This is a genomic window from Rhizobium sp. YTUHZ045, from assembly GCF_051124255.1.
Lineage (GTDB): Bacteria > Pseudomonadota > Alphaproteobacteria > Rhizobiales > Rhizobiaceae > Rhizobium.
In genome coordinates, this window is record NZ_CP101433.1 from 917293 (window position 1) to 940232 (window position 22940).

Genomic DNA, 22940 nt, shown 5'->3' on the forward strand with positions numbered 1-22940 from the left:
TTTTTTCGGCAATCACTTGGCTGTCCGGCCTGCCGATGGCGCGGACTTTATGAGAAGGTCGCGCCCGGGAGCCCTCACGCTGCCCCGATTCCGGTTTTTGCGCCTGTGTCTAAACCCGCTTGAGCTCGGGTGATGATTTTTATATAGAGAACGATGACTCGCTTTAATTCCGGAAAAGAGATTTTTATTGGACCTTTCGTCAATCGAGATATTCCTCGCCGTTGCCAGCGATCGCAGCGTTACGAAGGCTGCAAAGGCCGTCGGGCGGGTGCCGTCGAATGTGACGACGCGCATCCAGCAATTGGAGGAGGACCTTGGCGCTTGCCTATTCAGCCGTGACGGGAAGAAGATGACGCTGACGCGGGAGGGCGAAACCTTTCTCGCCTATGCGAATCGGCTGATGGCGCTGGCGCTCGAAGCGCGCCAGGCCGTGCGGCCTCTTGCTCCATCGGGAACATTGCGGGTTGGCACGATGGAGAGCACGGCGGCAAGCCGGCTGCCGGCGGCGTTGACGCAATTCAACCAGATGTGGCCTGACGTGTCGCTGCATCTGACGATGGGCGCGTCTCGCGATCTCGCCCGCGATGTTCTGGCCGATGCGCTGGATTGCGCGCTTATTGCCCGCCCACCGAAGGCGATGCGGGAGGAGGATCTGGATTTCGATGCCGAACTCGAGGCGCTGGAGATGGAGACGGTCTTCATCGAAGATCTGTTGATCGTGCTGCCATCCGGGCATCCCGCCATCAAATCCGCGGCCGACCTGCGTGTCGGGTCGCTCGCGGCTTTGGAACCCGGCTGCACCTATCGCCGGATTGCCGAAGATTGGGCGCGCAAATCGAGCGACCTGCCGACGATCGAGCACGGTTCCTATCATGCGATCCTGGCGAGTGTTGCGACCGGAAATACCGCGGGTGTGATGCCAAGGTCCGTTCTAGATCTCATGCACTGGCCGACTGCCGTTCAAACCCATCAGCTCGGGCCGGTCGAGACCCTGCTGGTTTACCGCAAGGACGATTGCCCTAGCGCCTTCAGTGCCTTTCATGAAGTGCTTGGCGCAACCAAAGGCAGAGATGTCAGGCTGGCGGCAAACTAGCTCCGGCGTCTCGTCCTCCACCTCCAGATAATCCTCACTCCCAATTGGTCTTCGCATGCAATTTCCCGTTTCACCGAAGGTAGGGCCGAGCCGTTTTCGCCGCTTTCGATTGTTTTCGCCCATTCTGGCCGGCGCGACGCTAAGAGAACGATTGATCGCCTGTTTCGGGGCCTTGCTAGGCATCGGTCTCACTGGCGTCATCAGCGGTTATCTGTTCGGTCAGGGGCCGCATCTTCCGCTGATCGTCGCACCGATGGGCGCGTCGGCGGTGCTGCTTTTCGCAGTGCCGGCAAGCCCGTTGGCGCAGCCATGGGCGATCATCGGCGGCAATACAATTTCCGCCCTGATGGGGATTATTGCTGCGTATTTCATTCGTGATCCGATCATCGCGACGGGCGTCGGCGTTTCGCTGGCCATCGGCGCAATGTCGTTCACGCGATGCCTGCATCCGCCGGGAGGGGCTGCGGCACTGACCGCCGTGCTCGGCGGCCCCGTCGTTGCCGGGTGGGGATTCCTCTTTCCCTTCGTGCCGGTCGCTCTGAACTCCTGCATTCTCGTCGGGCTCGGGCTGCTGTTCCACAAGCTTTCAAGGCGGAACTATCCGCATGTCGTGCCGAAGCCGGCGGAGAACACCCACCAGACGATCGATCCGCCATCTCCCGCGCGGGTGGGCTTTCGCGAGGAGGATGTCGATGCCGCTCTCGAAGCGCTCGACGAAACATTCGATATCGATCGTGCGGACCTCGGGAGACTGCTGCAGCAGGTCGAGCTGCAGGCGGCTATCCGATCGAACGACAAGATCAGCTGCGCCGATATCATGTCGCGGGACGTGATCGCCATCGGCGAAACGTCCGACCCGGACGCCGCGCGACATCTTCTTTTGAAGCATAATATCCGCACCCTGCCGGTGAAAGATCGAGAAGGCCGTCTGATCGGCACTGTCGGCTTGCGCGAATTGTTTGGGGGCGGCGATACGATTGCCCACGCGATCTCCAAGCCGGCGGTGGCAAGAGCTTCGGATCTCGCCCTGTCGCTGCTGCCGGTTCTGACGGACGGGCGCACCCATGCCGTCATCGTCGTCGACAACGACCACCGGATACTCGGCCTGATATCGCAGACCGACCTTTTGAGCGCCGTGGCGCGGCTGCTGCCGAACGACGGCGACACAATCGCGGCTGTGGCGTGAAACGTGCGGAGCGGCTCGGATTGCTGCCGGCCCATTACGGCGGCCGAAGGCGACATGCCTTCGGCGTCAGCCCTTCCGATATGATCTCGGCTATGACGTCAAGCGGATGCGGGACGCGCTCGTCATCGATTGCGTGCCGGCGCAGTCACCGGCGTAGTCGGGCGTCCGTTTGTCTCAAACAGGCCGCGGGCCGCCTGAACCATCGACTGCAGATGATTGGCATCGCGCACGCCCTGTCGGTAGAGCTCGATGATGATGCTCGCCATTCGTTCGGCTTCGTCGCTGTCTCTTGCCACTGCGTGATCGGCGCTGAGCTTGTCGAAGACGCGTTGGCAGGTTTCGAGATCGCGGGAGTCCAACGGCACCTCCGATCGGCTTAGGATCGTTTGAACCATCTTCATTCTCTCGGAAAAGGCCCGCCCGGCGTGTCCGGGCGAGCCTGAGACCCTGACTTAAAAGTCCATACCGGCGCCGGGCGGCATTGCCGGAGGAGCATCCTTCTTCGGCTTCTCGGCGATCATCGCTTCCGTCGTCACCAGCAGGCCGGCGATGGAGGATGCATCCTGCAGCGCGGTGCGAACCACCTTGGCCGGATCGATGACGCCCTGCGCGTAGAGATCGCCGAATTCGCCGGTCTGAGCATTCCAGCCATAGGAGAAGTCGCTCTTCTCGCGCAGCTTGCCGACGATGATAGAGCCTTCGGCGCCGGCGTTTTCGGCGATCTGTCGAGCCGGGGCCTCGAGCGCACGGCGGACGATGTCGACACCGACGCGCTGGTCGTCATTGGCAGTCTTGATATTGCCGAGCGCCTTGACCGCGCGCAGAAGCGCCACGCCGCCGCCCGGCAGAATGCCCTCCTCGACCGCTGCCCTTGTTGCATGCAGCGCGTCGTCGACGCGATCCTTCTTCTCCTTCACCTCGACCTCTGTCGAGCCGCCGACGCGGATGACGGCAACACCGCCGGCCAGCTTGGCGAGGCGTTCCTGCAGTTTCTCGCGGTCATAGTCGGAGGTGGTTTCTTCGATCTGGGCCTTGAGCTGGGCAATGCGGCCTGAAATTTCCCCCTTCGAACCGACGCCGTCGATGATCGTCGTGTTTTCCTTCTCGACCGTGATCTTTTTTGCCCGACCGAGCATGTTGAGCGTCACATTCTCGAGCTTGATGCCGAGATCTTCAGAGATGACGGTGCCCGCGGTCAGAATGGCGATGTCTTCCAGCATGGCCTTGCGGCGGTCGCCGAAGCCAGGCGCCTTGACGGCAGCGATCTTCAGGCCGCCGCGCAGCTTGTTGACGACGAGCGTTGCAAGCGCTTCGCCTTCGACGTCTTCAGCGATGATGAGGAGCGGCTTGCCCGACTGAACGACAGCTTCGAGGATCGGCAGCATCGACTGCAGGTTCGACAGCTTCTTCTCATGAATGAGGATATAGGGGTCCTCGAACTCGACCCGCATCTTGTCGGCATTGGTGACGAAGTAGGGGCTGAGATAACCCCGGTCGAACTGCATGCCTTCGACGACTTCGAGTTCGGTCTCGGCGGTCTTGGCTTCTTCAACGGTGATGACGCCGTCATTGCCGACCTTTTGCACGGCCTCCGCCAGGAAGCGGCCGATTTCGGCATCACCATTGGCGGAGATCGTGCCGACCTGGGCAATTTCGGCATTGTTGGATATCTTGCGGGCGTTGGCCTTCAGTTCTTCGACGATCGCGCTGACGGCGAGATCGATGCCGCGCTTCAGGTCCATCGGGTTCATGCCCGACGTCACGGCCTTGGCGCCCTCCTTGACGATCGCCTGGGCGAGCACCGTCGCAGTCGTGGTGCCGTCGCCGGCGATGTCGCTGGTCTTCGAAGCGACTTCGCGGACCATCTGGGCGCCCATGTTCTCGAACTTGTCTTCGAGCTCGACTTCCTTGGCGACCGAGACGCCGTCCTTGGTGATGCGCGGCGCACCGAAGGACTTGTCGATCACGACGTTGCGGCCTTTCGGGCCAAGCGTGACCTTCACGGCGTTGGCCAGGATGTCGACACCGCGCAACATTTTTTCGCGGGCTTCGACGCTGAATTTGACTTCTTTAGCAGCCATGTCCTCACTCCTTCATCGGCAGCATGCGCATGTCGCCAAGTGTACAGCGGTTTTGCGATGACGACATGCGTAGAAATTAAGATCTAAAGCGCGAGGAGCGAATCTCAGAGATCGCACCGGGCTTTAGCATTGATTTTCGACTTGATGGACTCAGGCGGCCTCTTTCCGCTCGCTCTGAGCTTCGATGATACCCATCACGTCGCTTTCCTTCATGATCAGCAGGTCCTCGCCGTCGATCTTGATCTCCGTGCCGGACCATTTGCCGAACAGGATGCGATCGCCGACCTTGACGTCGAGCGCCTGGATCTGGCCGGCATCATTGCGCGCACCGGGGCCGACGGCGATGACCTCGCCTTCCTGCGGCTTTTCCTTGGCGGTGTCGGGAATGATGATGCCGCCCTTGGTCTTTTCTTCGGAATCGACGCGGCGGACGAGAATGCGGTCATGAAGCGGTCGGAACGACATGTCTTCCTCCATAGACAAACAATGACGACGTTGTCGGCTCTGGCCGAACCGGATTGACGAGGTCCGGGTGCAAAGTCGCGCCTTGCGCGAATGATCTGGTTCGAGCGTTTTTCGATTTCAAGAGGAGCAGGAGAAAAATTAGCACTCTCTACCGGCGACTGCTAGCAGCTCTCCCCGGGAACAGAAGGCCCACTCCTGCGTTCGGCATAATGACGATCTCGTCCCCTCGGCTCGAAGGCGAGTTCAAACTGTACATGGCTTGAATCCGGATGTCGGCGTTCCTAGCTCTCAGGGGATCGAGGCTCGAAGAGCTCGATCACCGTCCCACGTCTTTAGGAGTGAGTGAGATGGAAGAGAAGACCAATATAATCAAAGACCTCACTATCGAGGAACGCGAGGAGATCTTCGTCGACATCGCTCGCACGCTGGAGGATACGGCGCGCGAGGCGCTTGTCGAAGGCAATACGCACTTTGCCGTACTCTCCAACAACATGGCCGAAGCAATCCGCGTCAATGCCGACGAACTCGCTCGCGACGATCCCGAGAATGCCGAGCGCGTGTTGCTTCAGGCAACGGCCATGATCTCGCAGTTCGAGGCCGTGCACCCTTATCGCATGGTGAGCATGGCCGTTCACTGATTGCCGGCAGCACGGTTCGGCTCGACCGCCCGCCCGAATCAATCGCCAGCATGCGGAACTCTCGCGGCTGGCGGAGGTTATTGGATCACAGCATCGAAAGGTGATCCATGACCACTTCCCCAACCAACATGTCTCCCGAGAGCGGAACCGACGATGCGCGCTCATTCGACACGCAGCAAGCCGAGGCCGATCGCCAGGCGGCATTGGAAGCCGCTCGACGCAACGCGCGTTCGACGGTTGATCGCGATAGCGGTACTGAGACACCAAGCCTGAAACTCGCGAAGGAGTATCTCAGCCTCGGCGGGCGCCGCCGGTCCAAAATTGATGACAACATCACCACTGTTCGCCAATGGGAGGAGGATCCCCCGGCGGCCGAACGCTTCTGGAAAGAGCGGGTGGAGACCCTCCCAAAGGATGAGCGCAAGCAAGTGGAAGATTTTCTTCCCACCATCAACACGCCTTGAAAGACGAAGCTGCGCTGAGAGCCGTCGGGAGCGCCGGAGCCAGACGAACGCTGCAAGGTCAGGTCGAAACTGGAGAAGATCATGGCCATAGACAAACACGAGCAGATACGGCGGCGCGCCTATGAAATCTGGGAAGCCGAAGGTCGCCCTGAAGGTTCGGACATGCGTCATTGGATGCAGGCCTGCGACGAGCTGGCTGGCGAAGACGAGCATGAGACGCTGCAAGACCTGCTTGATCAAGACGACAGAGATGATGCGGCCTTGCTTCAAGGAGCCGGGGAAAGCGGTGATCTCGATCCGCCGCGAGCCGGCCTTGCTCAAGTTGCCGGGGCGACGACACCCGATATCGAGATAACAACGGGTGAGAAGCCTTCCCAGCGAAGAATCAGAAGGACCGAAGGGCCGTAACCGCGATGCAGCATCTCGACCATGCCACGCAAATCGCCATAGAGGCGCATGAAGGGCAGGTGGACAAGACCGGCCGGCCATTCTTCGAGCACTGCCAGCGGGTCGCGCTTCTCGTGTCGGGCGACGAGGCGCGAACGGTCGCCTATCTTCACGACGTCGCCGAAAAAGGCAGCGGCTGGACGCTCGACAGGTTGAGGGAGGAAGGCTTCCCGCCGGCGATCATTTCCGCGGTGGATGCCTTGACGCGGCGGCCCGAGGAGACTGATGACGAATTCGTCAGACGCGCCGCATCGAATCCGCTGGCCCTGCCAGTCAAACAGGCCGACCTCGAAGACAATCTCCGACAGGCCGAACAAGCCGGCAAGAAAACCGAAAAATACCAGCGCGGTCTGGATCTCCTGCACGACATCCGGAACGAACGCTAGGTCTGGGCGACGCCGAAATCTCAAGGAATGTCCTGCCGCGCGTCCTTTGCTCCACCTGATATTTTCCATCGCCCGCAACCGTTCTTCAACCATAGAACGTGGAGCACCCTGGCGCCGACCTGGGGTGAGGGGCGTGTTAACCCGCACGACTTATAGTCGCGTCCATGTGGACGAAGGGGGGAACGGTCGTGTCCGGCGAATTGCACACAATCTTGGCAATGGATAGCACGTTGGCAGGCCTGCATGGTGTCGGTCACGCCCTTGAGCGGCGTGGTATCGTGCTGCGCCTTCAGCTCGACCGAGCTGAGTTTCACGATTTGGCCGCCAAAAGACCGCTGCCGGCGCTCATTTTGCTGGACGCCCTGTCGCCGGAGAGACGGGGTCTCGAAGACTGCCGGCGTCTCAAATCAAACCCCATAACGTGTGATATTCCGGTCATCATCGTGGTCTCGCCGGAGGATGAGGAGGGCCGGATCGGAGCGCTTGCCGCCGGTGCTGTCGATTGCGTTTCCAATCTTGTCTCCACCGCGGAGCTCGTCGCCCGCATTAACCGACATATCGAGCTCGGCGCAGTCCAGGCGGACCTGCGGCGGCGCAACGAGCAACTCGATACGGCGCTTGCCAGCATGGGACAAGGCGTCTGCCTGTTCGATGAGGCCGGCCGGCTGCTGCTTTCAAACAACCGTTATGCCGAAGTCTACGGACTTGATCCCTCCGTCATCCATCCGGGACAGTCACTCGAAGACATCCTCAAGCTGAGACAGGGGGTCGGCGCCGTTCCCGCCACCTCGACCTCGGAATATCTCGCCTGGGCCGAAGCGACCAACAGGGGCGATACGCCCCGAGACTGGATCAAGGAACTCAAGTCGGGCCAGATCATCCGCGGCTATCATCAGCGCACGTCGGACGGCGGCTGGGTATCGACCCACGAGGACATCACGCAGGCCTGGCAGGCTGAAAAGGCCCTTGCGAAGGCGCATGTCCAGGCAGAAAGCGCCGAGCAGGAGGCGCGGGCGGCGCATGCACGTCTTCTGGCGGCTTTCGAAGTCGTCCCCGAGGGCCTCGTCTTGTTCGACGAGGAAGACCGCTTCGTCCTGTGGAACCAGAGATATGAGCAGCTTTACGCCGAAAGCGGCGATATGCTCGTGAAAGACATGCGCTTCGAAGACCGCCTGCGTGCTGGCCTCGAACGCGGCCAATATCCAGAAGCGGTCGGGCGCGAGGAGGAATGGCTGGCGGAGAGGCTGGCCCATCATGCAAAGCCCACCAGCAAACACGAGCAGCGCCTACCCGGAAACCGCTGGATACGGATCGAAGAACGCCAGATCTCCGAAGGCGGCAGTGTCGGCATACGCGTCGATATTACCGACCTTAAAATGCAGGAGGCGTCGTTCAGGCTGCTGTTCGAAGGCAACCCGATGCCGATGTGGGTTTACGATCATGAAACGTTGAGATTTCTCCACGTAAACCAGGCTGCCATCGATCATTACGGCTATCGTCTGGAGCAATTCCTGACGATGCGGCTATCCGATATCGAGGCGCAGGAATGCAACCCGCCGCAGGCCGTCGTTTTCGATGTCGAGGATCCTGCCTCGTCCCGCTCTTCCCGCCATCTCAAGGGAGATGGCACGGCCATCGAGGTCACCGTCTATTCCACCTGTCTGAACTACAAGGGCCAGGCGGCATCGCTGATGGCTGTCGTCGACGTCACCGAGGCCAAGCGCGCCGAAAAGGCATTGCTGCAGCACCGCGACACGCTTGAAGAGATGGTGCGCTCCCGCACGGTCGAACTGGCGCGGCAGACAGAAGAGCTCGAACGCATGCTCGAACAGGAAAAGCAGATCAACGAATTGCAGCGGCAATTCGTCTCGATGGCGTCGCATGAATTTCGCACCCCGCTTGCGGTGATCGACGGCGCGGCGCAACGGCTCATTCGGCGCAAAGAGGCAGCGACGCCGGAGTTTCTTTGCGAAAAAGCCGATCAGATCCGCGGTTCGGTTTCGCGCATGCTCGAACTGATGGAAAGTATCCTTGCTGCCGGGCGGTTGGACCACGGAAGGATCAATATCGTGCACAAGCCGTGCTCGATCGCGGAAATCATCGAAATCTGCGGCGCCCGCCAGGAGAGCATCCGGCGCACCCACCGTTTTCTGCTCGACCTCGATCGGCTTCCTCCGAGCATTTATGGGGATCATCCCGCGCTCGACCAGGTCTTCAGCAATCTCTTCTCGAACGCCGTGAAATATGCGCCGGATTCTCCAAACGTCCACGTCACCGGATGGCAGGAAGGGGACGGCGTTTGCATCACTGTCCGCGACGAAGGCATCGGCATCGATGCCGATGATCTCCCGAAAATGTTCCAGCGTTATTTTCGCGCCAGAAGTTCCACCGGCATTGCCGGCACTGGCATCGGCCTTAATCTCGTCAAGCAGATCATCGAACTTCACGGCGGATCGATAGAAGTGGCAAGCAGCCGCGGGAATGGCACGACCTTTACGCTGCGGCTTCCGATTGGCGCCGAGACGTCGGATGAACTGCGCGTTGCTGCTGCCCGCTAGGCAAGGGCGGGAGTTAGGCCCGCTGGCGGAGGTGTTGAAGAAGGGCCATCAGAGCGTTGGCCTTCATCGCGCCAAGCGCGGATCTCCTCACACGGACTATCGCGGCGTCTGTGGACGCGGCCGTACAAATGTCGGAAAAGCATATAATCGGTTGCTAAGGCCTTTGCTGCCGCAGTTCTTCATAGGTTTTACGATATTGACGATAATTTTTCTTCTTCGGCATGGCGAGACGACCTGGAATGCCGCCGGCCGCTTTCAAGGTCACAAGGATTCCCCCCTCACTCAGAGAGGGCAGCAGCAAGCGGATCAGATGGGTGAACTTCTTGCCCGCGAACTGGAGCGGTCCTTCGATCAGATCGATGTTCATGTCAGTCCGTTGGGTCGCACAAAGGAAACGGCGGCGCGGATTGCACGATATGTGCCATTGGCCAGCCGCGATGACCCACGATTGATGGAGGTCACGACTGGATCATGGGACGGCATGAGTCACTATGAAATCAGCATGGAATATCCGGGCATGCTCGAAGGCGCCACCGGTTTCGATTGGTTCTTTCGATCTCCGGATGGAGAAACATTCGATGCAGCCTGTGCCCGCGTCGAGGAATGGTTGTCAGGACTTCGCTCGACGACGATCGCCATATCCCACGGGCTGACGGGGAGGCTGATACGAGGCATGTATCTTCGACTATCCAGACAGGAAATGCTGGAACTGCCGGTGCCGCAGTCCGGATTTTATCGGCTTCAGAATGGTCAAGCCGAACTTGTGGAATCTCCGCCGCGATCGCAGTGTCGACCTGACGAGAATGCTCGGCGATCAGGAGCTTGCGGCGATTGAGAAGCCGCATATGGAGCCGGAGCTCAATCATCTCGACTTCGATCCGCCATGCCCCGCCGACGGCGCACGCCTCACCAAGCTACATCAGGAGAGCGAATGCCGGCACCCGAACGCCTTTCTCGCGGAAGTGCCGCTCCAACTCGCCAAAATGCGGGCAGGCCGGCGGGTTCTCCAGCGCCAGTGCCCAGTCCTCCTGAACAGGCAGAGCCAGTGCCGCGCTGACTAGCAGGGTGGTTCCCGGGCCGATTTCGCCGCGCAACTGCGGCAGCAGGGTCTTGGCGTGGACGAGGTTGGTGTTGGGGATCGGGTTCATCGCATGGCCGGTTCTCGGATGAGGCGAGAGGTCGACGATCGCGCTGATATCGGTCTGGCCGTACCAGATAGCACGGCCTTGCGCATGCTCCGATCGATCGGCGTTGAAATCGGCGCGTTCGATCGCAAAGCCGCCCTCGATGGTGCTCAGCGCACGCGGTGTCGCGATGCGGTGGATGCGGATGTGCCAGGGATTGGCGGGAAGCAGCCAGGTTTCGATGGTGACATCGTTCCAAGGGCGCCAACGCGAATAGAGCCGGTCGCCCGCGATCAGTGCCTCCTCCATGGTTTCACGCATGCGGAAATGAACGCCGTCGTCGGAGAGGCCGAGCATGCCGTCGAAGCTTGCGGCGGCAAAATTCCGGTCGTCGGCTTCGATGTTGAAGGCGTAGCGGGTGGAATAGACGAATTTCGAGTATTTCTCGTTTGCGCCGCGCATCTTGTCATGCTGCTGACCGGAAGAGAGAACGACCACATTTCCCGGCGTGTGCATGGCGACCATGCCGGCCGGCTTCAACGCCACGGGCTCAGGGAAATCCGGCTGCGGCATCTCTTCGGCGGTCCAGAACGGATGATCCTGGGGAAGGGCGAGCGGCAGGAAGAATTTCAGCGCCCAATAGGGCGAGCCGGGCGAATTGTAGCTCTCGCTCATCAAGAGGTTCGGATAGCCATAGCCGATGGAGAGCACGCCGTCCCGATCGGCGATCGGCATGGCCGACCACCAGCGGATGTGGCGCATATAATACCCCTTGATCTCCGCCCATGGCAGCGCTTTCACCCCGGCGAAGGCAAGCGCTCCCCAGAAGCCGCCGGCCGCGAAGCGGTAGGTCTGGCTGCGGCCGAAGGCGAGGGCTGCGCCATCAGGGCCGAACCAATGGCGGATATCCACGGCGAAGATCTTGGCGCGATTGCGGAACCGGTTCTTTCGCGCCTCGTCGCCGCGCGCCAGTACCGTGTAGATCAGGCCATAGAAATGCATGGCGAAGGGAATGTAATGGTCGACCCGCCGCACCGGTCCGTCGCGATACCAGCCTTCACCGATGTCGAAAGCTTCCAGTTCATCGAGATAGGCGGCGGTTTTTGCCATGTCGAAAGCGACACCGACGCGCTCCAGCCCGAGGTCGATCAGGACGCGGAAGAATTTCCAGTTGTTGTCGATGAATTCCAGTTCGCGCGCTGCAAGAAGATAGGCGGCGACGGTCCTTTTCTCGCCGTCGCTCAGCGGTTCCCAGATGTGTTCGGGCACCAGCGCCAGCGCAAAACCGACGGCGGCGAGCTCGACCAGCCTCTGGTTGCGGTCGGCCAGGTCGCCCCAATATTCGGAATGCGCAGGATTCGTCCCATTCGCCAACCCGCGTCGATAGAGGTTCCAATGCGGGAAGTGGCCGCCGCCCGCAACGAGCGGAACGATGCCCCAGAGCGGGCGTGCAAATCCTTCGAGATCCGCTGCCGCCCGGTCGAAAATCGCGCCGGTAGCGCTAAGGCGCACACGGGCGCCGCCTTCGGAGAAATAGGGCAGAAGCGGCTTGAAGAGATCGATGATGGCCTTGGCCAGATCGTCGCGTGTCTTCAGCGGGTTGCCGGAAAGCGGATTGGCCTTGGTGGGATCGTAGATCATCGTCAGTCCCAAATTTTAGAACAGGAACCGGCCGCGGGCGAAATGCTCACCCGCGGCCGCGATGTCGTATGGCGTTTACTTGATGGCCTTCACGCCTTCGGTCATTTCTTTCAAGCCGTCGTCGACGGAGGCGTTATCGGTCATGATCGCGTCATGGGCGCGGTTCAGGACGACCTCGATCTTGGCGGCGTTCGGATTGACTGCCATCTCCAGGTAGGTCTTCGACGGTATCAGCGCTTCCTTGCTGGCCGCGTCCTCAGGGAAGCCGGGCGTTGCTGCGATCTTCGCGCTGACGTCAGCGGTCTTGAGCGCGGGGAAGGTGCCTGTCGACGCGATAACGGCCGCGCCCTCCGGACCGGTGACGAATTTGATGAAATCGAGCGCGGCTTCCTTGTGGGTGGAATTGGCGTTGACCGCCAGGCCCGAAATCTGCGCCGCCGACGTGCCGGCCGCGACGCCGTCGGGATGCGGGAACTTCACGATGCCCCAGTTCTTGCTCTTCGATTCACCCGACTTCACCTTGGTGATCTGGGTGCCGACGAACCAGGTTCCCATCGGCAGCATGCCGATCGTGCCGTTGAAGAAGAGCGCCGAATAATGCGTGTTCGACGTCTTCAGGAAGGCGTAGGAGGGAATGGCGCCGTCCTTCTGCAGGGTGAGCGCTCGCTCGTACCACGGCTTCAGGAAAGCGTAATCGCCATCGACGAGCGTGTGTTTTCCGTCGAGGATGCCGGGCAGCTGAACGGTCGAACGCCAGGTATGCAGCAGCGCGCCATAGGTCTTGTTGGTGCCCATGCCGCCGGCAAGCTTCTCGGCGGTTGCATCGAACTGCGCCCAGGTCATGTCATTGGTGGGGTAGGGCACGCCGGCCTTATCGAAAATGTCCTTGTTGTAGTAGACGACCCAGAAGTCGGAGCGGAAGGGTATCGAATAGATCTTGCCGTCGATGGTCAGTTCCTCGATCAGGCCGCCATATGGAGCCGGATCGATCTTCTGATCTTTCACGAAGCCGCTGAGATCGGCGATGTTGCCGGCGCGCACCAGGTTGGTGTAGCCCGGCACGTCCTTGACGGTGACGATGTCGATGTCTTTCGAGCCGCCGGTCAGCTGCGTCGAGATCATCTGCTGATAGTCTTGCGAGCCGAGGTCCATCGGCTCGAACTTCACATTGGGGTGCTTGGCCTGATAGGCCTCGATCAGCGGCTTGTAATAGGCTGTCTTGTCCCAGTCCCACAAAGCCCATTTCAGGGTCACAGCATCCTGAGCGAGCGCTGTACCGGCCGTTGTTGCGGCCAAGGTGAAACCCGCTACGGCGAGTTTCACCGTCCTCCCGAATTTATCCAAATACATTTCTGTTCTCCTTCCCTGGATCGTCTCTGGATCGACTGTTTTATGATGCGTTTGGTGCATGCGGTTTACGGTGCGGCTGCGGTGTCTCCGGCTGGTCCAGAACCATCACTGCCGCCCGATGGACGCCGAATGCGACGGCGAACATTCCGAGTGAAAAATTGAAAGTCGCCGGCATGAACACGGAAACCGGATAGAAGAGGATATGCGCCAGCCACAGGGCAGCGTTGAAGGCCAGTGCCACGATTGCCGGAAGCGGACGGACGACAGAGGCGAGCGCAGCGAGACGAAGGAGCCGCAGAGCCGGCAGGTCGCGCATCACCATCAGCACGATGAGATGGCAGGCGGTGACCGCAAGGAAGGCGGTGGCGACAAGCGCCACGGCGAGCGGGGCGGCGAGAATCAAGTTCTCCCTCGCTCCGGCGCCATAGGTGAGGATCACATAGATGCAGATCGCAAAGGCCGCGGCCAGCGCCAGACCCCAGGCGGTGGCGCGCCGGAAGTAACGCAGGAACGCTTCCGCAAAATCCCTGAGGAGATAGGTGTTGCGATCCTCCACCAAAGCCACCGAAACCCGCGCCATGGCGGCGAGTGCCGCCGGCAGCGTCACGACGAGGAGCGAGGCCAGGAGGAACAGGATGTTGAGCTTGACCACCTCCCACCATTCGCGGGCGAGGGTCTCGATGAACAGGGCAACGCCGGTCTTCGCAGGCGCATCCTTCGGAACGCCCGGCCCCTCCTTCGTCCACATGTCCCGCAGCCACTGCATCGCCGTCTCCCGCTGGCGCCTCAGTAAAGAATCGAGCGTTCGGTTTCCTTGTCGAACAGCTGGGCATTGCTCATGTCCGCCACCAGCGTCGCCTCGTCGCCGATCGCAGGCCGGAAGCGCGGCGACACGCGAGCGATGAGATTGCGCCCGCCGGCCACCATGTTCAGATGCACTTCCGAACCCATCGGCTCGGCAAGCTCCACCACCGCCTTGAGCGGCGCCAGGTTCTCGGGCGGAATGTCGGCCGGCGGCAGTTCGTGGAAGTTCTCCGGACGGATGCCGAGCACCAGCTCGCGGCCCTCGTAAGGGGCGATTCTGCCCTTGTCGAAATGACCGGGCAGCGGCAGTTCCCGGCCGTCGAACACGGCAACGAAGCCGCCGCCCCGGCGCTGAATGGTCGAGGGCAGCATGTTCATCTGCGGCGCGCCGATGAAGCCGGCGACAAACATGTTGACGGGACGGTCGTAGAGGTTCTGCGGCGTGTCGACCTGCTGGATGTGCCCGTCCTTCATCACGACGATCCGGTCCGCCATGGTCATGGCTTCCACCTGGTCGTGGGTGACGTAGATGAAGGTGGCGTCGAGGCGCTTATGCAGCTTGGTGATTTCGGAGCGCATCGTCCCGCGCAGCTTGGCGTCGAGATTGGAAAGCGGTTCGTCGAGCAGGAAGACGGCGGGATTGCGCACCATGGCGCGGCCGAGCGCCACGCGCTGGCGTTGCCCGCCCGAAAGCGCTTTGGGCTTGCGGTTCAGGAGATGGGTGATGTCGAGGATCTTGGCCGCATCCTGGACCTGCTTGTCGATGAAATCGCGCGAAACCTTCCTCAGCTGCAGGCCGAAGGCCATGTTTTTGTAAACGGTCATATGCGGATAGAGCGCATAGTTCTGGAAGACCATGGCGATATCCCGATCCTTGGAGGGAACGTCGTTCATGACGTCGCCGCCGATCCGGAGCTCTCCGCCCGATATCTCCTCGAGACCGGCAATCATCCTCAGCGTCGTCGATTTGCCGCAGCCGGAGGGGCCGACCAGGATGATGAATTCCTTGTCCGCGATCTCAAGATCGATATCGTGGACGACGGTGAGCGCGCCGTAGGATTTGTTCAGCTCTTTAAGCGAAATGCTGGCCATTGGGTCCTCCTGACGTCACCAATAGGAAGACCAGCGGCGTGACAGCCGCGTCAAAGCTTCCATGTAATAATAATCTCCCCAGGAGACGCATTCATCGACGCCCTCGCCGCGGCAGGTGTTGAAGGGCGATTTCTTCGAATAGGTGGCGTGCAGCACCAGCCCGTTCGAGACCGCCGGATCTCTCACTGCATAGTGATCGGCAAGGCTCTTCATCATCCGCCGTGCCAGTATGCGATAGCGCTCGGCGGCTTCGGCTTCGACGAGTTCGGCCATTTCAAGCAGACCGCAGGCGGTGATCGACGCCGAGGAACTATCGCGCGGTTCGCCGTCGCCATCCGAAAAAACGAGATCCCAATAGGGCACCATGTCGGCCGGCAGCCGGTTGAGATAGAAGCTGAGCAGCCGGTCGAAAGTCTGGCGGTATTCCTCGATCCGCTCGTAGCGATAGGAGACCGCCATGCCTGCGATGCCCCAGGCCTGGCCGCGCGCCCAGGCGCTGTCGTCCCGGTAGCCCTGCTTGGTGGCGCCGCGCACCGGCGCGCCGGTGACCGGGTCCATGTAGAAGGTATGGTAGGTGGAATCGTCGGGCCGGACCGAATTGGCGAGCGTGGTGCGGGCGTGAGTGAGGGCGATCTCGCGGTATTTTGGATCGCCGGTCTCGCGGCTTGCCCAATAGAGGAGCGGCAGGTTCAAGAGGCAGTCGATGATATAGCGATATTCTTCTGCCTTGCCCTTGTGGCCCCAGGCCTGGATGAATTGGCCGATCGGCTGGAAGCGCTCGATCAGCTGGTCGGCAGCGAGGATCGCGGCTTTGCGGCCGTCTTCGTCTCCGACCAGCTTCCAGGCGGCGATGCAGGACGGCGAATAGAGAAAGCCCATGTCGTGGTGGTCGGTCTCGATCCGATTGACGATCCGATGCAGGAAGGACTGGACCTGGATCTGCGCCGCATGCCGGAAAACCGGATCGCCGCCGTGCTCGAAGGCGAGCCACAGCTCTCCGGGCCAGAAGCCGGCGGTCCATTGGGTGTTCGCCACGGCGGGATAGAAATTTCCGACACTCGAATGGTTCTGCGAGGCGTAGGTGAATTCGGGAAGGTTACGCCAGATCTGCGTGACGGCAAGATCGAGCGCGGCTTTGACCTCTTCATCGGTGATCGGCTGCGGGGCGACTGAGGAAACGGCGTTCATGGATTTAACCCTTCAGTCCCGTCGAGGCGATGCCCTCGACGAAGAAGCGCTGCAGAGAGAGGAAGACGACGAGAACCGGAATGAGGGCGACGACGGATGCCGCCATGATCAGCCCGTATTCGGCCGAATATTGCGAGATGAACATGCGCAGGCCGATCTGGACGGTCTTCAGCTCGGTCTTGGTGAGATAGATCATCGGCCCGAGGAAATCGTTCCAGGTGCTGACGAAAGTGAAGATCGTCAGCGTCGAGAGGGCGGGCTTCGACAGCGGCAGCATGATGCGTGCCCAGATCTGATATTCGTTCATGCCGTCGATACGGGCTGCCTCGCAGAGTTCGGTCGGGATCGACATGTAGAACTGCCGCATCAGGAAGACGCCGAAGGCAGTGAAGGCCTGCAGGCAGATCAGCGCCAGATGCGTGTTGTTGAGGCCGAACTCGCGCATCAGCAGGAACTGCGGCACCATATAGACCTGCCAGGGCATGGCGATGGTGGCGATATAACCGAGGAACAGCGTGTTCTTGTAGGGGAAGTTCAGCTTGGCGAAGGCGTAAGCCGCAAAGCTTGAGGTCAGAAGCTGCAGCAGCGTGACGATGATCGTCAGCTTCGAGGTGTTGTAGATAAAGAGCGCAAGCGGGATCTTCGTCCAGATATCCACGTAGTTCTGCCATTGCGGCTGTGACGGTATCCACTCGATCGGGAAAGCGAAGACGTCGCGGCTGAGCTTCAGGGATGCCGAGAGCATCCAGGCGAAGGGCATCAGCATGACAATCGTCACCGTGATAACGATGGCGTAAAGGAGGACCGTTTTGGCGGTAATCTTACGTCCCGCGATCTTCATGCCTCATCCTCCCTCTGACGGCGGAACTGGAAGACCGTGACGGCGAGCACGAGCAAGAACAGGACGAGCGCCACCATGCTGGAATAGCCGAGATCCCAGGAAATGAAGGCCTCGTTGTAGATGTGGTAGACAAGAACCAGCGTCGAGGTGCCGGGGCCGCCCTGGGTAATCATGTAGATCTGGTCGAATACCTTGAACGATTGGATCGTCAGCATGACGGTCACGAAGAAGGTCGTCGGTCCGAGCTGCGGCACGGTGACATGGATGAACTTCTGCCAGGAATTGGCGCCGTCGAGATCGGCGGCCTCATAGAGTTCGGAATTAATGCCCTGCAGCCCGGCGAGATAGATGACCATGTAATAGCCCATGTTCTTCCAGATGCCGAAGAGGATCACCGTCACCATTGCCCAATGGCGATCGGCCGCCCATCCCGGCATGTTTTTCGGATCGAGGCCGAGCGCATAGAGGATCATGTTCACCGGCCCCATCTCGGGATTGAAGATCATGTTCCACACGACCGCGACGGCGACCAGCGATGCGACATAGGGAAAGAACATCGCGGTGCGGAAGAAATCGCGCCCTACGATCTTCTGGTTTAGGAGAACGGCGAGGCCGAGCGCGCAGAGCAATGTCGCCGGCACCGAGGCAAGCGTGTAGATGATAGTATTCCAGAAGGCTGCGATGAAAGCCTTGTCCTCGAAGAGCCGCCAGAAATTGTCGAGCCCCGCGAAGGTGATCGCGTTCGAGCCGTCCCAATGCATGAATGCGAGCGCGAAAGCGAAGAGGATCGGCCCGAGCGTGAAGACGGCGAAGCCGAGGAAATTCGGCGCGATGAAAGAGTAAGCAATGAGCGCGCTGCGGATCTTGCGCTGCCGCTTGGACAAGACCGCGACCTTCCGGTCAGAAGTTGCCGGGGCGCCATCCGTTGCGATGACCGAATTCGATATGGACACCGATGCCTTCCTCCTGCGCGGATCTCTGCGACTGACGGCTTGTGGATTTCCTCTGCCGGCCGCCGCAATTCTCCCTCCGTCCAGCGGCATAGCACATATCTGGCACTCGTCAAACAAGTTATGAATAGATCATACAAATTTTATGGTAGACGCTGGAAACATATGATAGGTGAGCATGGAGGCCAGACGCTTGTGGCGGCTTTTTCAGCGCGGGGAGGAACATGTTCAGCGAGATTTCAGGAGATCTGACTGACAGCCTGGGCGACTTCACGCCCGGAGCGGTTTCTTCCGATCGAGACAGATGGAGCGCGGTGCCGCAGGCGATGCGCGAGGCGGTTATTCGCGATGCCGAAGCTACATTCGCGCGGGCATGGCCTCTAATCACCGCTTCGGATTATCGCGAATACACGACGAGCGGCAATCGCTCGCGTTTTGAGGAGCTTTATTTCACCAGGCGGCGGATGCTCAATGATGTCGTGCTGGGCGAGCTCGTCGAAGGCAATGGACGGTTCCTGCCAAAGATCATTGACGGCATCTTCCTGATCGCGGAGGAGAGCGGCTGGCAGCTTCCGGCGCATAACGCCTATGAACGTGGTGGCCCGCGCCTGCCGCTTCCCGATAATTCCCAGCCCGTTGTCGACCTCTTCGCCGCCGAAACGGCAGCCCTGCTCGCAACGATCGTCGCCGTGCTGGGCGAGGCGCTCGACGGCGTCAGCCCTGAGATCGCCGCACGGGTGGCGCGCGAGATCGAAGGCCGCATTCTCTTGCCCTATCTCGGTCGGCACTTTTGGTGGATGGGCCGTGGCAATGAGAGGATGAACAACTGGACAGCCTGGATTACCCAGAACGTCCTGCTGGCGACCTTCTCGCTGAACACCGATCAGGCGACGCGCCGGGCGGTTGTCGAGAAGGCGCTCGCGAGCCTCGACGCTTTCCTGAAGGACTATGCCGAGGACGGAGCCTGTGAGGAGGGCGTGCTCTATTATCGCCACGCGGCGCTTTGTCTCCATGGCGCCTTGACCGTTCTGGACGCCGCGGCGCCAGGCCTTTTTGCCGGGATCTGGCAGCAGCCGAAGATCCGAAACATGGCCGAATATATCGCCAACATGCATGTAGCCGGCCGCTACTATTTCAACTTCGCGGATTCCTCCTCCGTCGTCGAGCCCTGCAGCGCACGGGAATATTTGTTCGGCAAAGCGGTTGGTTCGCAGATGCTGGCGGACTTCGCCGCAGCCGACAGGGCTGCCGCCGAACACCCGCATTTGCCCGGGCAATGGAACCTCTGGTATCGCGTGCAGGAACTGCTGGCCGGTTCGCAGATCCGGATCGCCGAGCCGTGTGCGCTGTCGCGGCCGGAAATTTTTTATCCCGGCATCGGCCTGTTTATTGCCCGCGACGATCGGTTCTCGCTTGCGGTCAAGGGCGGCAACAATGGTGAGGGCCATAATCACAACGACGTCGGCAGCGTGACCCTCTACAAGGATGGGCACCCGTTCCTGATCGATGTCGGCGTCGAGACCTATACGGCAAAGACCTTTTCGCCGCGGCGCTACGAGATATGGACGATGCAGTCGGCCTATCACAACCTGCCGACATTCGACGGCGTCATGCAGTCCGCCGGGGAAGCTTTCGGCGCGCGCGATGTCGAAACTGAATTCGGTGATAACCTGGCGCGCATATCTCTCGACATCGCAGGCGCCTATCCGGCGGAAGCGCAACTGCGCAGCTATCGGCGTGCCGTCTCCCTGGTTCGCGGACGCCATGTCGAGATCGTCGATACCTATGACGGCGACAAGGCGGCGGTTCTATCGCTGATGACATGCCTGCCGCCGACGATCACCCGGGACAGGATCGATCTTGCCGATCTCGGCAGCATTTTCGTCGACGGCGCCGGGCCGATCGAAATCGACGAGATCGAGGTGAATGATGTCAGGCTGAGGTCGGCCTGGCCCGAGAAGCTCTATCGCCTACGCATTCCGCTTGCCGGGTGTCTCCTGAAATTGCTGATAAATTAGATGGCTAGAGCCTGATGCTATCAGGAATCATCAGGCTCTGAGGAGGACGAACATGGAATTGACGCTGAAGATCGTGGATGCCGACGGGTTCGTATTGGCAAGCGCCACCGGGCAGGATGAGACCTTCCTGGTCTATCGCCAAAGCTATCGCGAAGGCGAGCAGGTGATTGTGGAAGTCTCCAGGCCCGGACATGTCTTCCTCGCGCTTGACAGTGCGATCCAACCCAGCCTGGTCTATATGAAACAATGCGCCTATGCGCTTACAGTGCCTTTCGGCGACAAGCGCAAATCCTATTCCCCGAACGCGTTCAGTGGCGATATCCACCGGCTGTCCGTGCGCTGCACGCGCCCCGAGGAGATCGCTCACCGACGCAATCTTGCGCTCAATCCCTGGGACGATCACGCCAATCGGGCGCTGTTTCCGCATGCGCGCGCCAATGTCGAAACCCGAGGCGAAGCGGTCTTTGCCGCCAGAAACGCCATCGACGGCGAAAAGGCCAATGACGATCATGGCTTCTGGCCCTATACGAGCTGGGGCATCAATCGCGATCCACAAGCGGCGCTGACGGTGGAGTTCGGCAGGCCGGTCCGCGTCGATGAAATTGTCTTCTACCTTCGCGCAGACTTCCCGCATGATTCCTGGTGGGAAGAGGTGAGCGTCACCTTCTCGAGCGGCAAGACCTCTCGTTTCCCGCTCGTCAAATCCGGCGCGGCGCAGGGCTTTTCCATCGAGCCTTGCATAGTCGAATGGGTTGAACTACACGGCCTCATCAAGGCTGAGGACATCTCGCCCTTTCCGGCGCTGACGCAGATCGAAATCTGGGGAACGGAGGTGGCCGGCGCTGCAATCTCCGGCGTCGAAGATGAGGTCGGGCGCGCGCCCCTTGCTCTTTCTCTATGAGTCTACCGCCGGTTTCGTCCGGGCCGCGCTCGGCGGGCTGTCATGCAGGCGGTTCCAGGCGCGGCGCAGTTGCCGGGCCGAGCCGAAGCCGGCGCGCATGGCCACGGCCTCCATATCCAACCTTGAGCCGGCGAGCATCTCCCGGGCGAGCGCTACGCGCATGCGGTTGACGAAATCCGTGACACTCATGCCGGTATGTTCGTTGAACAGCCGTGAGAGGTTTCGCGGGCTGGCGCCGCTGAGGCGTGCGAGAGAGGCGACCGACCAGTCGCGGGAAGGATCGGCGGCGACTGCATCCTGTACGCGATGGATGGCCGGGTGGATATGGTTGCGGCCTTCGAGCCAGGGCGAAAGCTGCGGATCCGAGCCGCCGCGCCTGAGATAGACGACGAGATAGCGCGCCACCGCAAGCGCGCAGGCAGGTCCGGCCGCTTCGGCAACGATGTGCAGCATGAGGTCAATGCCGGCGGTGATGCCGGCGCTCGTCAGGCGCTCCCCATCCTCGACGTAGAGCCGATTGTCCCGGACGCGCGCGGTGGGCGCGAGCCTTGCCAGATCCTCCATACAGCCGTGATGGGTGGTGCATTCGCGGCCGTCGAGCATTCCGGCCTCGGCAGCGAGCAAGGCGCCCGAGCAGATCGAGGCCAGCCGAACCCCCGGACGAATAGCCCGCTTCAGCCAAGAGACGATCGCGGCCTGCGCGGCGCGCTCATCTTCGTCCCAGGGACGGTTGTTCTCCATCGGCACGTCGGCGCTGCCGGCGATGACTACAAGCGCATGATCGGGCAATCGCTCCGGCAAGGCGGCGACACCGGTCACCGCAAGGCCGATCGAGCTCCCGACCGTTGCCGACGGACCGACATAGGTGACGCTGAAACGGACTGGCTTCTGTTCGAGGTTCGCCTTGCGCAGCACTTCGATCGGACCGGCGATGTCGAGCAGCAGCACGCGCGGGGGCACGACGACGTAGACAGGAATATCGAAGGGCTGCGCTCTATCAGTCATGCCGCGAGTTGCTCTCCGCGCCCCGCCAGCGCCTGTTCGACGGTGGCGATCCGGGCGAAACGGCCCGACAGGACCAGTTCCGTGCGGCCCCGGATTTCCCCGGCGCTCCATGTGCGTCCCGATGCGTCGGTCATCGGGAAGGTCAGAGTCGCTTCGCCGACGTAGTCGATTTGATAACCGAGATCCCAGGCATGACGGGTCGTGGTCTCGCAGCACTGTTCGGTGCGGATGCCGGAGACGATGATGCGGCGAACGCCATTCCCGGTCAGCCATACGTCGAGGCCGGAACCGACGAGTGCGCTATGACGGTTCTTCCTGAAGATCGCTTCGGGAGCGATCCTGAGCGGAGCGAGCGTTCTGACGAAGCCCGAGCTTTCCGAAAACGGCCCGCTTCCATCGACATGAAAGATCTGGATGACGGGTATTCCGCGGGCTTCTGCGCCGTCGATCAGAGCCTGCTGGCGTTCGATATAGGCGGGTGCGAGGCTTTCATCCCAATAATCACGCTGCCGGAAGGACTCCTGGGCGTCGATGACGAGAAGAATGGTATCATAGCCGGACATTTCTTGCTCCTTGGATATTGCTGATGAAGCCATCTTCGGCAATCTCAAGCCACAGGAAAATGCCCGCACTGGACAAATAACGGACAATTCGCGCCAATGAATGCCATGAATGAGATTGAGCCCGGAGGGGAAGGCGATATCCAAC

Annotated in this window: 22 protein-coding genes; 10 read left to right on the forward strand and 12 right to left on the reverse strand. The window is 60.8% G+C overall.

Going from position 1 to position 22940, the window contains the following annotated elements; translation table 11 throughout:
* Window positions 1-187: 187 nt before the first annotated feature.
* Together NMA58_RS26550 and NMA58_RS26555 are read left to right on the forward strand one after the other, a co-directional pair.
* Window positions 188-1093: a LysR substrate-binding domain-containing protein gene (locus tag NMA58_RS26550; protein ID WP_434713848.1), complete on the forward strand. Its 906-nt coding sequence runs from the start codon at window positions 188-190 to the stop codon at window positions 1091-1093.
* Between the two features lie 55 nt (window positions 1094-1148).
* Complete coding sequence (locus tag NMA58_RS26555) at window positions 1149-2279, forward strand: HPP family protein (RefSeq protein ID WP_434713849.1); 1131 nt, start codon at window positions 1149-1151, stop codon at window positions 2277-2279.
* 122 nt (window positions 2280-2401) lie between these two features.
* On the opposite strand, the gene NMA58_RS26560 is transcribed toward NMA58_RS26555, so the two are convergent.
* The 3 genes from NMA58_RS26560 to groES all read right to left on the reverse strand — a co-directional run bounded on the left by NMA58_RS26560 (window position 2402) and on the right by groES (window position 4825).
* Window positions 2402-2674, reverse strand: a complete 273-nt coding sequence (locus tag NMA58_RS26560) for a hypothetical protein (RefSeq protein WP_434713850.1) — start codon at window positions 2672-2674, stop codon at window positions 2402-2404.
* A 57-nt stretch (window positions 2675-2731) separates the two neighbouring features.
* Complete coding sequence (groL, locus tag NMA58_RS26565) at window positions 2732-4360, reverse strand: chaperonin GroEL (protein ID WP_434713851.1); 1629 nt, start codon at window positions 4358-4360, stop codon at window positions 2732-2734.
* A gap of 150 nt (window positions 4361-4510) precedes the next feature.
* Window positions 4511-4825, reverse strand: a complete 315-nt coding sequence (gene groES / locus NMA58_RS26570; protein WP_085781736.1) for a co-chaperone GroES — start codon at window positions 4823-4825, stop codon at window positions 4511-4513.
* A 347-nt stretch (window positions 4826-5172) separates the two neighbouring features.
* Between groES and NMA58_RS26575 the strand changes: the two genes are divergently transcribed.
* The 6 genes from NMA58_RS26575 to NMA58_RS26600 all read left to right on the forward strand — a co-directional run bounded on the left by NMA58_RS26575 (window position 5173) and on the right by NMA58_RS26600 (window position 10153).
* Window positions 5173-5463 (forward strand): hypothetical protein, encoded by a 291-nt coding sequence (locus NMA58_RS26575; protein ID WP_097600515.1) that lies wholly within the window; start codon window positions 5173-5175, stop codon window positions 5461-5463.
* 107 nt (window positions 5464-5570) lie between these two features.
* On the forward strand, window positions 5571-5927 hold the full coding sequence (locus NMA58_RS26580) for a hypothetical protein (RefSeq protein WP_434713852.1): 357 nt from the start codon (window positions 5571-5573) through the stop codon (window positions 5925-5927).
* A gap of 81 nt (window positions 5928-6008) precedes the next feature.
* Window positions 6009-6335, forward strand: coding sequence for a DUF2934 domain-containing protein (locus NMA58_RS26585; RefSeq protein WP_434713853.1), 327 nt, complete (start codon window positions 6009-6011; stop codon window positions 6333-6335).
* 5 nt (window positions 6336-6340) lie between these two features.
* On the forward strand, window positions 6341-6760 hold the full coding sequence (locus NMA58_RS26590; RefSeq protein WP_430957338.1) for an HD domain-containing protein: 420 nt from the start codon (window positions 6341-6343) through the stop codon (window positions 6758-6760).
* Window positions 6761-6990: 230 nt separating this feature from the next.
* Complete coding sequence (locus NMA58_RS26595) at window positions 6991-9318, forward strand: PAS-domain containing protein (protein WP_434713855.1); 2328 nt, start codon at window positions 6991-6993, stop codon at window positions 9316-9318.
* A 196-nt stretch (window positions 9319-9514) separates the two neighbouring features.
* Window positions 9515-10153, forward strand: coding sequence for a histidine phosphatase family protein (locus tag NMA58_RS26600; RefSeq protein ID WP_434714412.1), 639 nt, complete (start codon window positions 9515-9517; stop codon window positions 10151-10153).
* 79 nt (window positions 10154-10232) lie between these two features.
* Here the strand turns inward: NMA58_RS26600 and NMA58_RS26605 are convergent, their stop codons facing one another.
* The 7 genes from NMA58_RS26605 to NMA58_RS26635 all read right to left on the reverse strand — a co-directional run bounded on the left by NMA58_RS26605 (window position 10233) and on the right by NMA58_RS26635 (window position 18311).
* Entirely contained in the window at window positions 10233-12083 is a 1851-nt protein-coding gene (locus tag NMA58_RS26605) for a DUF2264 domain-containing protein (RefSeq protein WP_434713856.1), read from the reverse strand.
* Window positions 12084-12158: 75 nt separating this feature from the next.
* The gene (locus NMA58_RS26610; protein ID WP_430957341.1) at window positions 12159-13433 is read right to left on the reverse strand and encodes an ABC transporter substrate-binding protein; all 1275 of its coding nucleotides are present in this window, start codon (window positions 13431-13433) and stop codon (window positions 12159-12161) included.
* Between the two features lie 40 nt (window positions 13434-13473).
* Entirely contained in the window at window positions 13474-14199 is a 726-nt protein-coding gene (locus NMA58_RS26615; protein ID WP_434713857.1) for a DUF624 domain-containing protein, read from the reverse strand.
* A 20-nt stretch (window positions 14200-14219) separates the two neighbouring features.
* Window positions 14220-15329, reverse strand: a complete 1110-nt coding sequence (locus NMA58_RS26620; protein WP_430957343.1) for an ABC transporter ATP-binding protein — start codon at window positions 15327-15329, stop codon at window positions 14220-14222.
* Between the two features lie 15 nt (window positions 15330-15344).
* Entirely contained in the window at window positions 15345-16517 is a 1173-nt protein-coding gene (locus tag NMA58_RS26625; protein WP_434713858.1) for a glycoside hydrolase family 88 protein, read from the reverse strand.
* Window positions 16518-16521: 4 nt separating this feature from the next.
* On the reverse strand, window positions 16522-17358 hold the full coding sequence (locus NMA58_RS26630) for a carbohydrate ABC transporter permease (RefSeq protein ID WP_430957345.1): 837 nt from the start codon (window positions 17356-17358) through the stop codon (window positions 16522-16524).
* Window positions 17355-18311: a carbohydrate ABC transporter permease gene (locus NMA58_RS26635; RefSeq protein WP_430957346.1), complete on the reverse strand. Its 957-nt coding sequence runs from the start codon at window positions 18309-18311 to the stop codon at window positions 17355-17357. The genes NMA58_RS26630 and NMA58_RS26635 overlap by 4 nt, the downstream gene beginning before the upstream one ends.
* A gap of 221 nt (window positions 18312-18532) precedes the next feature.
* On the opposite strand from NMA58_RS26635, the gene NMA58_RS26640 reads away from it, so the two are divergent.
* On the forward strand, window positions 18533-20326 hold the full coding sequence (locus NMA58_RS26640; protein WP_434713859.1) for a heparinase II/III domain-containing protein: 1794 nt from the start codon (window positions 18533-18535) through the stop codon (window positions 20324-20326).
* A gap of 52 nt (window positions 20327-20378) precedes the next feature.
* Complete coding sequence (locus NMA58_RS26645; RefSeq protein ID WP_430957348.1) at window positions 20379-21227, forward strand: carbohydrate-binding protein; 849 nt, start codon at window positions 20379-20381, stop codon at window positions 21225-21227.
* On the opposite strand, the gene NMA58_RS26650 is transcribed toward NMA58_RS26645, so the two are convergent.
* Window positions 21222-22232, reverse strand: coding sequence for a GlxA family transcriptional regulator (locus tag NMA58_RS26650; protein ID WP_434713860.1), 1011 nt, complete (start codon window positions 22230-22232; stop codon window positions 21222-21224). The genes NMA58_RS26645 and NMA58_RS26650 overlap by 6 nt on opposite strands.
* Window positions 22229-22795: an isochorismatase family protein gene (locus tag NMA58_RS26655; RefSeq protein ID WP_434713861.1), complete on the reverse strand. Its 567-nt coding sequence runs from the start codon at window positions 22793-22795 to the stop codon at window positions 22229-22231. Before NMA58_RS26655 ends, NMA58_RS26650 begins: the two co-directional genes overlap by 4 nt.
* Window positions 22796-22940: the final 145 nt, after the last annotated feature.